Origin of the sequence: Desulfacinum hydrothermale DSM 13146 (assembly GCF_900176285.1) — a bacterium.
Taxonomy (GTDB): Bacteria; Desulfobacterota; Syntrophobacteria; order Syntrophobacterales; family DSM-9756; genus Desulfacinum; species Desulfacinum hydrothermale.
Genome location: NZ_FWXF01000004.1, coordinates 1 through 13,371 on the forward strand (window position 1 = coordinate 1; position 13,371 = coordinate 13,371).

Annotated in this window: 10 protein-coding genes; all 10 read left to right on the top strand. The window is 61.5% G+C overall.

Annotation, left to right across the window (positions count from 1 at the left end; genetic code table 11):
• The coding region (locus B9A12_RS04860) for an FAD-dependent oxidoreductase (RefSeq protein ID WP_139796495.1) at window positions 1-3,031 on the top strand (3,031 nt) is incomplete at its 5' end.
• A 74-nt stretch (window positions 3,032-3,105) separates the two neighbouring features.
• Complete coding sequence (locus B9A12_RS04865) at window positions 3,106-3,582, top strand: hydrogenase iron-sulfur subunit (protein WP_084056762.1); 477 nt, start codon at window positions 3,106-3,108, stop codon at window positions 3,580-3,582.
• Window positions 3,583-4,533, top strand: a complete 951-nt coding sequence (locus tag B9A12_RS04870; RefSeq protein ID WP_084056763.1) for a 4Fe-4S dicluster domain-containing protein — start codon at window positions 3,583-3,585, stop codon at window positions 4,531-4,533.
• 74 nt (window positions 4,534-4,607) lie between these two features.
• Window positions 4,608-5,660, top strand: coding sequence for a 4Fe-4S dicluster domain-containing protein (locus B9A12_RS04875; RefSeq protein WP_084056764.1), 1,053 nt, complete (start codon window positions 4,608-4,610; stop codon window positions 5,658-5,660).
• A gap of 53 nt (window positions 5,661-5,713) precedes the next feature.
• Window positions 5,714-6,556, top strand: a complete 843-nt coding sequence (locus B9A12_RS04880) for an FAD/NAD(P)-binding protein (RefSeq protein ID WP_084056765.1) — start codon at window positions 5,714-5,716, stop codon at window positions 6,554-6,556.
• A 105-nt stretch (window positions 6,557-6,661) separates the two neighbouring features.
• Window positions 6,662-7,873, top strand: a complete 1,212-nt coding sequence (locus B9A12_RS17765; protein WP_139796496.1) for a (Fe-S)-binding protein — start codon at window positions 6,662-6,664, stop codon at window positions 7,871-7,873.
• A gap of 105 nt (window positions 7,874-7,978) precedes the next feature.
• Window positions 7,979-9,217 carry a hypothetical protein gene (locus B9A12_RS04890; protein WP_084056766.1) on the top strand — a complete coding sequence of 413 codons (1,239 nt, stop codon included), beginning with the start codon at window positions 7,979-7,981 and terminating at the stop codon, window positions 9,215-9,217.
• Between the two features lie 28 nt (window positions 9,218-9,245).
• On the top strand, window positions 9,246-9,665 hold the full coding sequence (locus tag B9A12_RS04895) for a secondary thiamine-phosphate synthase enzyme YjbQ (RefSeq protein ID WP_084056767.1): 420 nt from the start codon (window positions 9,246-9,248) through the stop codon (window positions 9,663-9,665).
• A 317-nt stretch (window positions 9,666-9,982) separates the two neighbouring features.
• Window positions 9,983-12,115 carry an acetate--CoA ligase alpha subunit gene (gene acs, locus B9A12_RS04900; RefSeq protein WP_084056768.1) on the top strand — a complete coding sequence of 711 codons (2,133 nt, stop codon included), beginning with the start codon at window positions 9,983-9,985 and terminating at the stop codon, window positions 12,113-12,115.
• Between the two features lie 722 nt (window positions 12,116-12,837).
• Window positions 12,838-13,353: a thiol peroxidase gene (tpx, locus tag B9A12_RS04905; protein ID WP_084056769.1), complete on the top strand. Its 516-nt coding sequence runs from the start codon at window positions 12,838-12,840 to the stop codon at window positions 13,351-13,353.
• Window positions 13,354-13,371 lie beyond the last annotated feature (18 nt).

Sequence of the window (13,371 nt, forward strand, 5' to 3'; positions counted from 1 at the left end):
CGACGCCAGCGGGCGGCGCCGTCCGGTTCCCGTGGAAGGGTCCAACTTCGTGATGGAAGTGGACGCGGTGATTCCGGCCATCGGGCAGGAATCGGACTGGGCGTGTCTGACGCCGGAATGCGCGTGCACCCTGAGCGACTGGCGGACCCTCAAGGTGGATCCGGTGACGCTCCAATCGGATGATCCGGACATCTTCGCGGGCGGCGATGCGGTGACGGGCCCGCGCACGGTGATCGAGGCCATCGCGGCGGGAAAGGAAGCGGCCGTTTCCATCCAACGGTTCCTGCAGGGGCAGGATCTCCGGGAAGGACGGGAAAGAAAGTGGGAGCCGGTCCAAGATGTGCCCACGGAGGGCTACGACCAGATTCCCAGGGAGCGCATGCCGCGGCTTTCGCCCGAAGAGCGCCGGGGCAACTTCAACGAGGTGCAACTGGGCTTTACGGAAGAGCAGGTGCGCCGGGAAGCCGAAAGATGCCTCAACTGCGGGATCTGTTCCGAATGCTACCGGTGCGTGGACGCGTGTCTGGCCGATGCGGTGATCCACGAGGACACCCCCCGGGAGCGGGAACTGGAAGTGGGGGCGATCGTGCTGGCTCCCGGCTTCAAGCCCTTCGATCCGTCCCTTTACGACACCTACGGCTACGCGCACTTTGCCAATGTGATGACGGCCATGGAGTTCGAGCGGCTCCTTTCGGCGTCCGGGCCCACCATGGGGCATGTGGTGCGTCCGTCCGACGAGAAGGAACCCAAGAAGATCGCCTGGCTCCAGTGCGTGGGATCGCGCGACATCCACCACTGTGACCACGCCTACTGTTCCGGGGTGTGCTGCATGTACGCCGTCAAGGAGGCGGTGATCGCCAAGGAGCATGCGGGAAGCGACCTGGAGGCGGCCATCTTTTTCATGGACATGCGCACCCACGGAAAGGACTTCGAGCGCTACTACAACCGGGCGAAGGAAGAGCACGGGGTGCGGTTCATCCGCTCGCGGGTGCACAGCATCGAAGAGGTGCCCGGATCGGGCGGAGACCTGGAGATCCACTACGTGGACGAGGAGGGGAGGATCACCTCGGAGGTTTTCGACCTGGTGGTGCTGTCGGTGGGCCTGGAGACGTCCGAGGAGGCGAAGGCGCTCGCCGAGCGGCTGGATGTGCGTCTGAACGAACATCTCTTCGCCGAGCATTCGTCCTTCGATCCGGTGGCCGGCTCTCGGCCCGGGGTCTTCGTGTGCGGTGTCTTCCAGGGTCCCAAGGACATCCCCCAGTCGGTCATGGAGGCCTCCGCCGCCGCGGCCGCCGCCGGAGCCGCCTTGGCCCCGGCTCGCCACAGCCTGACCCGTGAAAAGGAAGTGCCGGCCCAGCTCAATGTCTTTGGGGAGCCGCCCCGGGTGGGGGTCTTCGTCTGCCATTGCGGCATCAACATCGGCGGCGTGGTGGATGTGGCCGCGGTGCGCGACTACGCCAAGAGCCTCCCCTACGTGGAGTACGTGACGGACAATCTTTATACCTGCTCGCAGGATACGCAGGAGACCCTGAAAAAGGTCATTCGAGAGCACCAACTGAACCGCATCGTGGTGGCCGCCTGCACCCCGCGCACCCATGAACCCCTGTTTCAGGAAACGCTCATGGATGCGGGCCTGAACAAGTACCTTTTCGAGATGGCCAACATCCGCAATCAGGATTCCTGGGTGCACGGCATGGATCCGGCCACGGCCACGGAAAAGGCCAAGGATTTGGTCCGCATGGCGGTGGCCAAGGTGGCGCTGCTGGAGCCGCTCCAGGAACCGGAACTGACGGTCACCCGCCGGGCTCTGATCATCGGAGGCGGCGTGGCGGGCATGACGGCGGCCCTCTCCCTGGCCGACCAGGGCTATCCGGTGGATCTGGTGGAAAGGGAAGATCGGCTGGGTGGGCAGGCCCGGCATCTCAACAGCACTTGGCGCGGTGAAGACGTGGCCCAATACCTGGAAGAACTGCGCAATCGTGTCCAGGCCCACTCGAACATCACCGTGCACCTCAACAGCCACATCTCTCAGGTGGACGGGTTCGTGGGCAACTTCAAGTCCGTGATCCAAAAAGGGGCGGAATCCGTCCAGGTGGAACACGGCGTGGCCATCGTTGCCACGGGCGGCCGCGAACACGTGCCCACGGAATACCTTTACGGCCGGGATCCCCGGGTACTCACCCACCTGGAACTGGACCGGAAGCTCCGAAATGACGACCCGGCGATCCGTTCGGCCCAATCGGCCGTCTTCATCCAGTGCGTGGGATCCCGGGAGCCGGATCGCCCCTACTGCAGCCGAGTGTGCTGCACCCACTCGATCCACAGCGCTTTGGAGATCAAGAAACGCAATCCCGACTGCGACGTCTATGTGCTTTACCGGGACATCCGAAGCTACGGCGAGCGGGAGACGCTCTACAAGGAAGCGCGCCAGGCAGGGGTGATCTTCATCCGCTATGACCTGGAAAACAAACCCAGGGTGGAGGTGGCGGACGGCCGACTGCAGGTTACCGTCACGGACCACGTGCTGCAGCGGCCGGTGGTGCTCAGCCCCGACCTGGTGACTCTGGCCACGGCCATCGAGCCCAACGCCGACGAGTCGTTGGCGCAGCTTTTCAAGGTACCCATGAACGATGATGGGTTCTTGATCGAAGCCCATGCCAAACTGCGGCCTGTGGATTTTGCCACCGACGGCGTCTTTCTGTGCGGTCTGGTTCACTATCCCAAGCCCCTGGATGAAAGCATCGCCCAGGCCCAGGCGGCCGCGGCCCGCGCCGCCACCCTGCTGGCTCGGGACACCATCCACTTTCCCGGCACGGTGGCCCGGACTGACCCCATGCTGTGCAGCGCGTGCGGTACCTGTGTCCAGGTCTGCCCCTACTCCGCGCCTCGGTTCAACGAGCGTGGGGTGGCGGAAATCAACCCGGCCCTCTGTAAGGGCTGTGGGCTGTGCGTGGCATCGTGCCGGTCGGGAGCAATCCGGCTGCAGGGCTTCGATGACGCCCAGATCTTTTCCATGATCGACAGCCTGTAGGGACGATGAACAGCGTATGATGAACGATGAATGGGAGTGCGGGCCCAGCCCCGGGCTCCCTGGGAGTCGATTCGATGAGTGAATGGGAACCGAAGATCGTCGCTTTTCTGTGCAATTGGTGCTCCTACGGGGCCGCCGACCTGGCGGGCGTGAGCCGCTTGCAATATCCAGCGAACATCCGGGTGATTCGCGTGCCGTGCAGCGGGCGCATCAATCCCAAGTTCATCCTGGCGGCCCTCCGCCACGGGGCGGACGGCGTGTGGGTGTCCGGGTGCCATCCCGGCGACTGCCACTACATCGAGGGCAACTACTACGCGCGGCGCAAGTTCGCTTTGTTGAAAAGCCTGCTGGAACACACGGGCATCGATCCAAGGCGACTGCACTTTTCGTGGATTTCATCGGCGGAGGCGTCCAAGTTCGCCCAAGTGGCCCGAGAGGTGGTGGAGACGGTGCGCGCCGCCGGACCCTCCCGCCATTTCATCAAGACCCTGCCCCAAGGGGAGGCCGCGTGGGGCCAAGCAACGGCGGAACTTCAAGCTGAGGTGGTTTAGATGCACGCATACACGGAAAAGATTCGGGACGCGGCCCGGCGCCTTCTCGCCGAAAAGAAGGTGGACGGCGTCATCGGTTTTCGCAGGGGCACCCTGCCCCTGATGAACGAACCGGTGTTCGTCCGCCATGTGGATCATGTGGATCAGCTCATCTGGGACGGCAACTGCGGCATCAACCTGGCCAATTACCTGACGAAGCGCAAGGACCGGGTGGCGGTGGTGGCCAAGGGGTGTGATTCGCGAAACATCGTGGTCCACATCCAGGAAAACCAGATCACACGGGATCAGCTCCACATCCTGGGAGTCCCGTGCCAGGGCATGCTGGACCGGAAAGGCATCCTGAGGGCGTTGAACGGCCGGGAACCCCTTGAGGTGGAGGAGACGGATTCGCAAGTGCGGGTCTCCGGTGAAGGCTTTCAGGAGGTCTTTGCCCGCCGAGAGGTGCTCCAGGACAATTGCAAGATCTGTATCCACCGAAACCCGGTGATCTACGATGAACTGCTGGGCGAGATGGTGGAAGAACCCACGGACGTGGACCGCTACGAAGACGTGCGGCGCCTGGAGAGCCTGTCGGTGGAGGAGCGGTGGAACCACTTCGAAGAACTCATCGCTTCGTGCATCCGCTGCTATGCCTGCCGAAACGCCTGTCCCCAGTGCTACTGCCCCACCTGCTTCGTGGATGAGTCCCGGCCCCAGTGGGTGGGCAAATCGCTGGATCCCACGGACACGCGGACCTTCCATCTGCTGCGGGCCTACCACATGGCCGGTCGTTGTACCGACTGCGGGGCCTGTGAAAGGGCGTGTCCCATGAACATCAAGGTCCGCCAGTTCACCAAGAAACTGGAAAAGGACGCGAAGGAACTCTTCGACTACGAGGTGGGCATTGTATTGGAGGAGCGTCCGCCTCTGGATACCTATCGCCCGGACGATCCGCAGGACTTCATCAAGTAGATCCGGGATGGCCCCGTTGAATGACCAGGTGGTCGGATGAGTGAGCGACCGTGGAAGCCATAAAGGACATGCCCATGTTGAAGATATTCGTTAGCAAAGACAACCTGCCCCGTCTGGTGGACCGGCTCATGGCGGACAATCAGGTGCTGGGACCGGTCAGGGAAGGGGAGGCGTATCGGTTTCGCGCCCTGAAGGAAGCCCGGGATCTGGATCTGAATTTCCAGAACACGCGCCTTTCGCCCAAGGACCTGATGCACCCCCAGACGGATCCCCTGTTCGCCTATTCGCTCCGAAAGGACGATCCGGAGGCGGGGATCCTCAAGGAACTGCCGCGCCAGACGGCCCAGCGGGTGGTGCTGGGGATCCGCCCCTGCGATGCCAAGGCCTTTCAGTTGGTGGATGTGAATTTCGTGACCGATACCTACCGGGATCCCTGGTGGGAGGCGCGCCGAAACGCCACGGTCCTCGTCGGGCTGGGCTGCACCCAACCGTGCAGCACCTGTTTTTGCACGGCTGTGGGCACGGGGCCCTTCGACTCCTCCGCGCTGGACGTGCTGATGACCGAAGTGGAAGGCGGCTACCTGCTGGCGGCCGTGACGGAAAAGGGCGAAGCCCTGCTCCAGGACGCGCCCGAGGCCCAGTCCGCAACGGGCGAGATGGCCGAGGCGGCCGAAAAGATCGCCCTGGAGGCCGCCAAGAAAGTGGCCAAACCCTTTGTGATCGACCCGCTCAAGGACAAACCGCAGACGGAGCTTTTCGGCGCCGAGTTCTGGGAAGAGGTCCAGTTTGCGTGCATCAACTGCGGCACCTGCACCTACCTGTGCCCCACCTGCTGGTGCTTCGACATCCAGGACGAAGTCCAGGGAGACCGCGGCGTTCGCCTGCGCTTGTGGGATGCGTGCATGTTTCCTCTGTTCACTTTGCACGGATCGGGCCACAACCCCCGCAGCCAAAAACTCCAAAGGGTACGCCAGCGTTTCATGCACAAGTTCAAATACTACGTGGACAAGTACGGCGACGGCCCGGCCTGCGTGGGCTGCGGGCGTTGCGTTCAGTATTGCCCTGTCAACATCGACATCCGTCGGGTGGTGGCCATGATGAGCGCCTCCTGTGTCTGCCCGACTTGAGACTGCTGAGTTCGTGATCCGCTCTGAGGAGCGAAACGTTCCGGAGGACTGACGTGAAAAACCCCTATCTGCCCTATCCCGTCCGGATCCAGGAGATCATCACGGAAACGGAAGACCGCAACCTGAAGACATTCAAGCTGGTCTTTCTGAATCCCAAGGACGAAGAGGCCTTTTCTTACATCCCCGGCCAGTTCGCCGAGCTTTCGGTGGCGGGTCAGGGAGAGGTGCCCATCGGCATCGCCTCGTCGCCCACGGAAAAGGGCTTCATCATGTTCACCGTCAACCGGGTGGGCAAGGTGACGACCCATCTGCACAACATGAAGCCCGGGGATGTCATGGGTGTGCGCGGCCCCCTGGGCAACTGGTACCCGTGGGAGGAGATGAAAGGAAAGAACGTGGTGATCATCGGAGGCGGCTTCGCCTTCACCACCCTGCGCTCTTCCATCGTCTGGATGCTGGACCCGGCCCATCGGGGCGACTACGGCGACATCACCGTGGTCTACGGGGCCCGCAATCCCGGCATGCTGCTCTACAAAGACGAATTGGTGGCCTGGGAAAAGCGCGATGACATCACCATGCACCTCACGGTGGACGGCACGGACGATCCCGACTGGAAGTACAACGTGGGGTTCGTGCCGGCCATCACCCAGGAAAAGGCGCCCAGCTCGGAAAACGCCTACGCCATCGTGTGCGGCCCGCCCATCATGATCAAATTCACGCTGCCCGTGCTGGCCGACCTGGGCTTTCCGCCGGAGCGGATCATCACCAGCCTGGAGATGCGCATGAAATGTGGGATCGGCATGTGCGGGCGGTGCAACATCGGAACGGAGTATGTGTGCAAGGACGGTCCTGTCTTCACCATGGAAAAGCTCGGCCGGCTGCCCAATGAGTATTGATCGGGGCGGCCTCAGGTTTTGAGAAAAAGATCTTTTATTGGAACGGCTCTTGTGTTAGGAGAGGTAGACGGTTGTCTAACGGGAACCAAGTCAGGGGAGAGAATCATGGAGCCTTTGCTGTTGTCCAAACGAGAAAGGCGCAAATTGGCGAGCCAATACGCCGAGTTGTGCCTGACCTGCGGCACCTGCGCCGGAGGCTGCCCGGTAACGGGCGTGGACGGCCTGGATGTGCGCAAGGTGGTCCGGCTGGCCGTGCTGGGGCTGGACCAGGAGATTATCGATTCCAAATTCCCATGGGTTTGCACCATGTGCGGGCGCTGCGAACACGCCTGCCCCATGAACATCGACCTGCTCAAGCTGCTCCGTTCCGCCCGCGCCATGCGGGATCGGGACAAGGTGCCCGGCGTGCTCCACAAAGGCGTGGAGATGTGCCTCAAGACCGGCAACAACGTGGGCATTCCCGAAGAAGACTTCAAGTTTTTGCTGGAAGACTTGGGCGCGGAGCTGGCCGAGGAGCTGCCGGGCTTTGAGGTGCCTGTCGACAAGAAGGGTGCCAAGTACCTTTTCACCATCAACTCCAAGGAACCCTTCGCGGAACCGGAAGACATGATGTTCTGGTGGCGGATCCTCTATGCCGCCGGCGAATCCTGGACCGTGGCTTCCAAGAACTGGGAAGGCGTCAACTGGGGCCTTTTCACCGGTGATGACGAGGCCATGAAGGAGATCGTGGGCCGCCTCGTTCAGAATTACAAGGAGCTCGAATGCGAGTACCTTGTCTTACCGGAATGAGGCCACGCCTACTATGCGACCAGGCTTGGTCTGCAACAATGGTTTGCCGATGAAGGCGTCAAGTTCGTCAGCGTTCACGATCTGCTCAAGCAATACCTGGAAGAAGGCCGGATCAAGGTGGACAAGTCCGTCCATCAGGAACTGACCACCTACCACGATCCGTGCAATTATGCTCGCAAGAGCGAACGGACCTTCGGCCACGGCTACTACGAAGAACCCCGCTGGGTGCTGCAGCAGTGCTGCGAAAACTTCGTGGAGATGTATCCCAACCGGGCCAACAACTTCTGCTGCGGCGGCGGAGGCGGTGCCTGGGCATCCCCCTATACGGAGGAACGCATCTTCTACGGCCGGGTGAAGGCCAAGCAGATCAAGGACACGGGTGCCAAGCTGCTCATCGCCCCGTGCCACAACTGCCGCGACCAAATCATGAAGAGTTTGCGCAAAGAGTACGATTTTATGGATGTGGAGGTGAAATACCTCTGGGAGCTCGTGGCGGACTCGCTGATCATCGAGCCGCGGGAAGAATGATCGATCCTTGAAGCGCTCACCAAGCCCCAGAAGCTCCCAGCGGTTTCTGGGGCTTTTTTATGACGGTGCCACGGATGACAGACCACGGACGACGGGCTGGGAATCATGACAAAGAAGAAGACCAAGAACCTCCTGAATCTCACCGAAAATGAACGGCGGGAAGTGGAGCTCATGATCGATCGGTTGCGGCTCCAGGATCCCAACGGACAGAGCCTGGACCATTGTCTGAAGACATTGAAAGAGGTGTTGGAAAGCCGCCAGAAGCTGGCGACGGCGCTCTTGGACTACCTCAGCCGCCAAGAAAACGGGGTGTGCTTTCGAGCCTTTTGCGAATTGCGCTCCGTGGTGACGGAGAAGAAGCTGGTCAAGGTGGTGCGAAAGGCCGAATATCGGCTGCGCCAAAAGGGATTCCGTCTGCCCGACGAGGCGCGACACGAACCGGATCCCTCCACCCCGGTGACCCTCATTCGCCAGGAAACGCGCAAGAAGGAATGCCATCTGGTGACACCGGCCGAAGGCGGGATTTGGCAATACAGCGCCTACCTACCCATCAAGGGAGAACCGAACTTTCTCATGGTGGTGCTGACCGTCACCTCGCCCTTTAAGGCGGAGATGTTCCACGCCTCCTTCCAACCCCGCAAGAAGTACCGGGAACTTCTGCGGGGAAGTGTCGAACACATGGACGCCCACGCCCATGCGGTTCCCCTGGCCCACATGGCCCAGGTCTTTTTCGAATTGGACCGCCTCAACCGGCTGCAGACCCTGAAAAGGGACCAGATCCTGCTCGCCCGCCAGGCCCTGTCGCCCCATCGGAGCGGCGAAACCGGTTTCCGATGCCAGGTGTTCTGGAGGGATGAACTGCCGTCCCACAACGGTGGCGACGTGGATTCTTTGGTGGAATCGGCGCTGAGGGACCTGGGTTCAACGGTGCCGATCTTCCTGGAGTCGGAAATCCCGGAGATGGCCGCCGCGGAACTGGAAACCGTCCAAAGCTCGGTTCTGGTGGTACCCGATCATGTGAAGGCCGCCCAGGAAGGGGAAGTGGTGGCCAAGGCGGCCCGGGCCTTTTTCGATTCCCAACTCCTGGAGATTCTCGCCAACCACTATCTGGAGACGTCTCTTTCGCGGTATCTGGCCGATGACCACCGGGGCGCGGGCCTGTTTCTGGCCCTGGCGGAACATGTGGCGTCCCTGAAGGACCCCGGCGAAAGCCCGGTGACCGTGCGGCTCATGGCGGAAGCCCTGAGGGCGCTATATGACGTCTCTTTCGGTCCGGAAGACGAACTTCCGGACGTGGATGACGAGACCGAAAGCGATCGCGGAGGATTGATCCTTCCTGGATAATCCACGAGCCATCATTGAGGAGGGAGCCATGGGGGCCGATACGATCCGAGTGACCACATCCAGCCGGAGTGTGGCGGTGGACATTACCCAGGCGGTGGCGGCCAAGGTCCGGGAAAGGAAGGTGTCCGACGGGCTGTGCGTGGTCTATGTGCCCCATACCACCGCCGGGGTCACCATCAACGAAGGGGCGGACCCTGCGGTGATGGAGGACGTGATGAACACCCTGAATGCCATGGTGCCGTGGCGGGGGCCCTACAAGCACATGGAAGGAAACTCGGCGGCCCACATCAAGACGAGCCTGGTGGGAAGCTCCGTGCAGGTCCTGGTGGAAAAGGGCCAACTCCAGCTGGGAACCTGGCAGCGCATCTTCTTGTGTGAGTTCGACGGACCCCGAACGCGCAAGGTCCGCATTGCTCTGATCCCCGGTTCCTCCCCGGAGGCCGTTTGAGCTTGTCCGAAAAGGCTGATTCTAGAACTTTTGTGTAGGCTAAGTGTTTGCAATTGCGTTGGCCCGAATGGATGATCGGCGTTCTCAGACAGCTCCCGTTTGAGAACGGCCAGGTAGGCCCCGCTTTGCACTGACCGGGCGGCGTGACACTCCCATACAGAAGCACCCATTTGCATCCTATTTCACTAAGTCTTCTTGACCTTCCGTTCCTGACTCTGTATAAGCCTGTGGCTTGTTTGTTTCGCAACCGTTGGACTTGGTACCTCCGAGCCGGAGAATCGGAGATGAAAATAGAGAGCGAGAGAAAGGAACAGGACATGGAGAATCTGGAAGCCATCTTTTCCCCGAAATCGGTGGCCGTGGTGGGAGCGTCCACGACGCCCGGCAAGGTGGGCCACGACATCTTTGCCAACATCCTGAAGGGCGGCTACACGGGGACCCTCTTCCCGGTCAATCCCAAGGCCAAATCGGTCTTGAGCGTCAAGGCCTATCCGAGCCTCTTGGAGATTCCCGACCCGGTGGATCTGGCCATTCTGGTACTGCCGCCCAAGCTGGCGCTCTTGGCCGTCGAGGAGGCGGCCGAAAAGGGCGTGAAGGGCCTTGTGATCGTCTCCGCTGGTTTCCGCGAGGTGGGGGAAGAAGGACGAAGGATCGAGGACCAGATTGTGGCCAAATGCCGGGAGGAGGGCATCCGGTTGGTGGGGCCCAACTGTCTGGGGGTCATCAACCCCAACCCGGCGGTCCGGATGAATGCCAGCTTTTCCAACCGCATGCCCGCCTCGGGTCACATCTCCTTCATCTCTCAGAGCGGCGCTCTGTGCACCTCGGTGCTCGATTTTGCCGCGGAACGGGATTTCGGGTTTTCCAAGTTCATCTCCATCGGCAACAAGGCGGATGTGGACGAACTGGACCTGCTGCGTTACCTGCATCAGGACGAGGACACCCAGGTGATCATGATCTACCTGGAGGAACTGCGTCGAGGGCCGGAGTTCATCCAGGAGGTGAAGAAGATCACCTCCGGGGACCGACCCACGCCGGTGCTGGTCATCAAGTCGGGCCGTACGGCAGCGGGGGCCCAGGCGGCGTCGTCCCACACGGGGTCTCTGGCCGGTTCGGAGTCGGTCTACAACGCCATCTTCCAGCAGGCGGGCATCATTCGGGTGGATTCCATCGAGGAGCTCTTCAATTTCGCCAGTGCCTTTGCCTGTCGCAAGACGGCCACGGGAAACAAGGTGGCCATCGTAACCAACGCGGGGGGACCCGGCATTGTGGCCACGGACATGACGGTGTCGTCCGGGCTGCAACTGGCCCGCTTCCATGAAGAGACCGTGGAAGCGCTTTCCAGCCATTTGCCGGCCACGGCCAATGTGCATAACCCGGTGGATGTGATTGGAGACGCCACCCAGGAACGTTACGAAAACGCCTTGGAGGCGGTGATCAAGGACGAAAACGTGGACGGAGCCCTGGTGGTCCTCACGCCCCAGTCCATGACCAACGCCCTGGAGACGGCCAAGGCCATCGTCAAGATCGACAAGAAGACCCACAAACCCATCCTGTGCTGTTTCATGGGGACCTTCGACGTGTCGGCCGGCGTGAAGGTGCTCCAGGAGAACCAGATCCCCGCCTACCGCTTTCCCGAACATGCGGCCCAGGCCTTTGGGGCGCTCTACCGGTATTCTGCCTGGCTCAACCGTCAGCACCTGGCCCAGTTCGATTTGAAACACGATACGGACACGGCTCGGGAGATCATCCGGAAGGCGTTGGACGAAGGGCGTCGCTCACTCACGGAATGGGAAGGGGGGGAGCTGCTGCGCTGCTACGGCTTCCAGACCCTGCCGTCCTTTATCGCCAAGAGCCGCCAGGAAGCGGTGCAATACGCCCAGAGCCTCACCTTCCCGGTGGTGCTCAAGGTGGTCTCGCCCCAGATCCTGCATAAATCCGATGCCAAGGGCGTGAAGATCAACCTGGGATCTGCGGAGGAAGTGGCCGCCGCCTACGACGAGATCCTGGAAAACGCCAAGGCATACAACCCGGAGGCGGAGATTCTGGGAGTTTTGGTGCAGAAAATGGCCCCTCCGGGAGAAGAGGTCATTCTGGGCATGACGCGTTATCCCGTTTTCGGGCCGCTGCTCATGTTCGGACTGGGCGGCATCTTCGTGGAGATCTTCAAGGACGTGGTCTTCCGCGTGGCTCCCATTGGACGAAACGAGGCCCGGCGCATGATCCGGGGCATCCAGGGCCATGAGATGCTCCAGGGCGTGCGCGGTAGGCCGGCCGCGGATACCCTGTCGCTGGAGCGGTTCCTGGTGTGCCTGTCGGATTTGGTGCTGGATCATCCGGAAATCAGCGAACTGGATATCAATCCCATGCTGGTCCATGAAAAGGGCCAGGGGGCCACGGTGGCCGACTGCCGCATCCTGCTGGAGCCGGTGGAGGCCGAAGACGCCTGATGGATCCCCGGGAGGCTGTGTGAAAAAGGCCTCCGGCACATCAGACCGCCCTGTGGACACCGTTTCTGGGGGCGACCCATCGGGCCGTTCCTATTCCCTACAAGAAGGTGTCCATGGGGCGGTCTTTTGCTTCGCCCACTTCCTTGCGTCGCCACCACGAACCTACGATCGTCCTGTGAAAATCCCCGCCGCCACTTTCATCTACCGCCCACCCCGGCGTGAAGGCGTTTCCACGGAGGCCGGCGTTCAGGGTGGACCCTCCTCAGGAGGCTCTCTGACATTGGCCCTCGCCCTTTTGTGGCTTTCTGGCCAGTTGAAATTCCACTGGCCCCGAGGTGCTTTTTGAATTCTCAGAAAGCCTTGTAGGGGCGGGTTGGGAACCCGCCCCTACACGGCATGGCAAGGCCAGCAGCATTGAAAGTCCCAACCTTCCGGCCACACAAGAAGAGAGCAACCTGGGCGTTCTTGGAAAAGCTCCCCGGGCGGGGCGCACCAACGCTGTTGCATCATTCTGATCGGACCCGGGCCTCGGAACCGGGAGCCAGCCTTTCCCCTCTCCGGCCAACCCAGGTCGGCGACGGAGCCCCCATCGGAGCCCCCTCTTTTTGCCCGCCCTTTCTTGACGCTCTTGGGACGGACGCTTACAGTTAGAATCAAATCGCGAGAATTTGCGAAAAGTTTCTTCCATTGATCTTCCCGGAACAAACATGAGGAGACACGCCATGGCAGAACGACCCGGCGCGGTAACCATGCGGGGCGCCCCGCTCACCCTGGTGGGGGAGGAAGTGACGGTAGGCTTGGCGGCTCCGGACTTTCAGGCCTTGAACAACGACCTTCAGCCGGTGAGGCTATCTGAGTTCAAAGACAAGGTGGTGGTGTTGTCGTCCGTCCCGTCCCTGGACACGCCCGTGTGTGACATGGAAACGCGGCGCTTCAACCAGGAAGCGGAAAAGCTGGGCGATGACGTGATGATCCTCACCATCAGCATGGACCTTCCCTTTGCCCAGAAGCGCTGGTGCGGGGCGGCAGGCGTGGAGCATGTGATCACCCTTTCCGACCACCGGGATGCGGCATTCGGGAAGGCCTACGGCGTGCTCATCAAGGAACTTCGCCTTCTGGCACGGGCGGTCTTCGTGGTGGACAAGGAAGGCGTGGTGCGCCACGCCCAGTTGGTCAAGGAGATCGCCGAAGAGCCCGATTATGCGGCGGTGCTCCAGGCGGTTCAAAACTGCCGGTAATCCCCCGCGGGTCTTTCG

Excerpts from the sequence above, each read along its gene's own strand:
- B9A12_RS04895 (WP_084056767.1), top strand. The coding sequence starts at position 9,246 with ATGGGGGCCGATACGATCCGAGTGACCACATCCAGCCGGAGTGTGGCG.
- B9A12_RS04865 (WP_084056762.1), top strand. The coding sequence starts at position 3,106 with ATGAGTGAATGGGAACCGAAGATCGTCGCTTTTCTGTGCAATTGGTGC.
- acs (WP_084056768.1), top strand. The coding sequence starts at position 9,983 with ATGGAGAATCTGGAAGCCATCTTTTCCCCGAAATCGGTGGCCGTGGTG.
- B9A12_RS04870 (WP_084056763.1), top strand. The coding sequence starts at position 3,583 with ATGCACGCATACACGGAAAAGATTCGGGACGCGGCCCGGCGCCTTCTC.
- B9A12_RS04875 (WP_084056764.1), top strand. The coding sequence starts at position 4,608 with ATGTTGAAGATATTCGTTAGCAAAGACAACCTGCCCCGTCTGGTGGAC.
- tpx (WP_084056769.1), top strand. The coding sequence starts at position 12,838 with ATGGCAGAACGACCCGGCGCGGTAACCATGCGGGGCGCCCCGCTCACC.
- B9A12_RS04890 (WP_084056766.1), top strand. The coding sequence starts at position 7,979 with ATGACAAAGAAGAAGACCAAGAACCTCCTGAATCTCACCGAAAATGAA.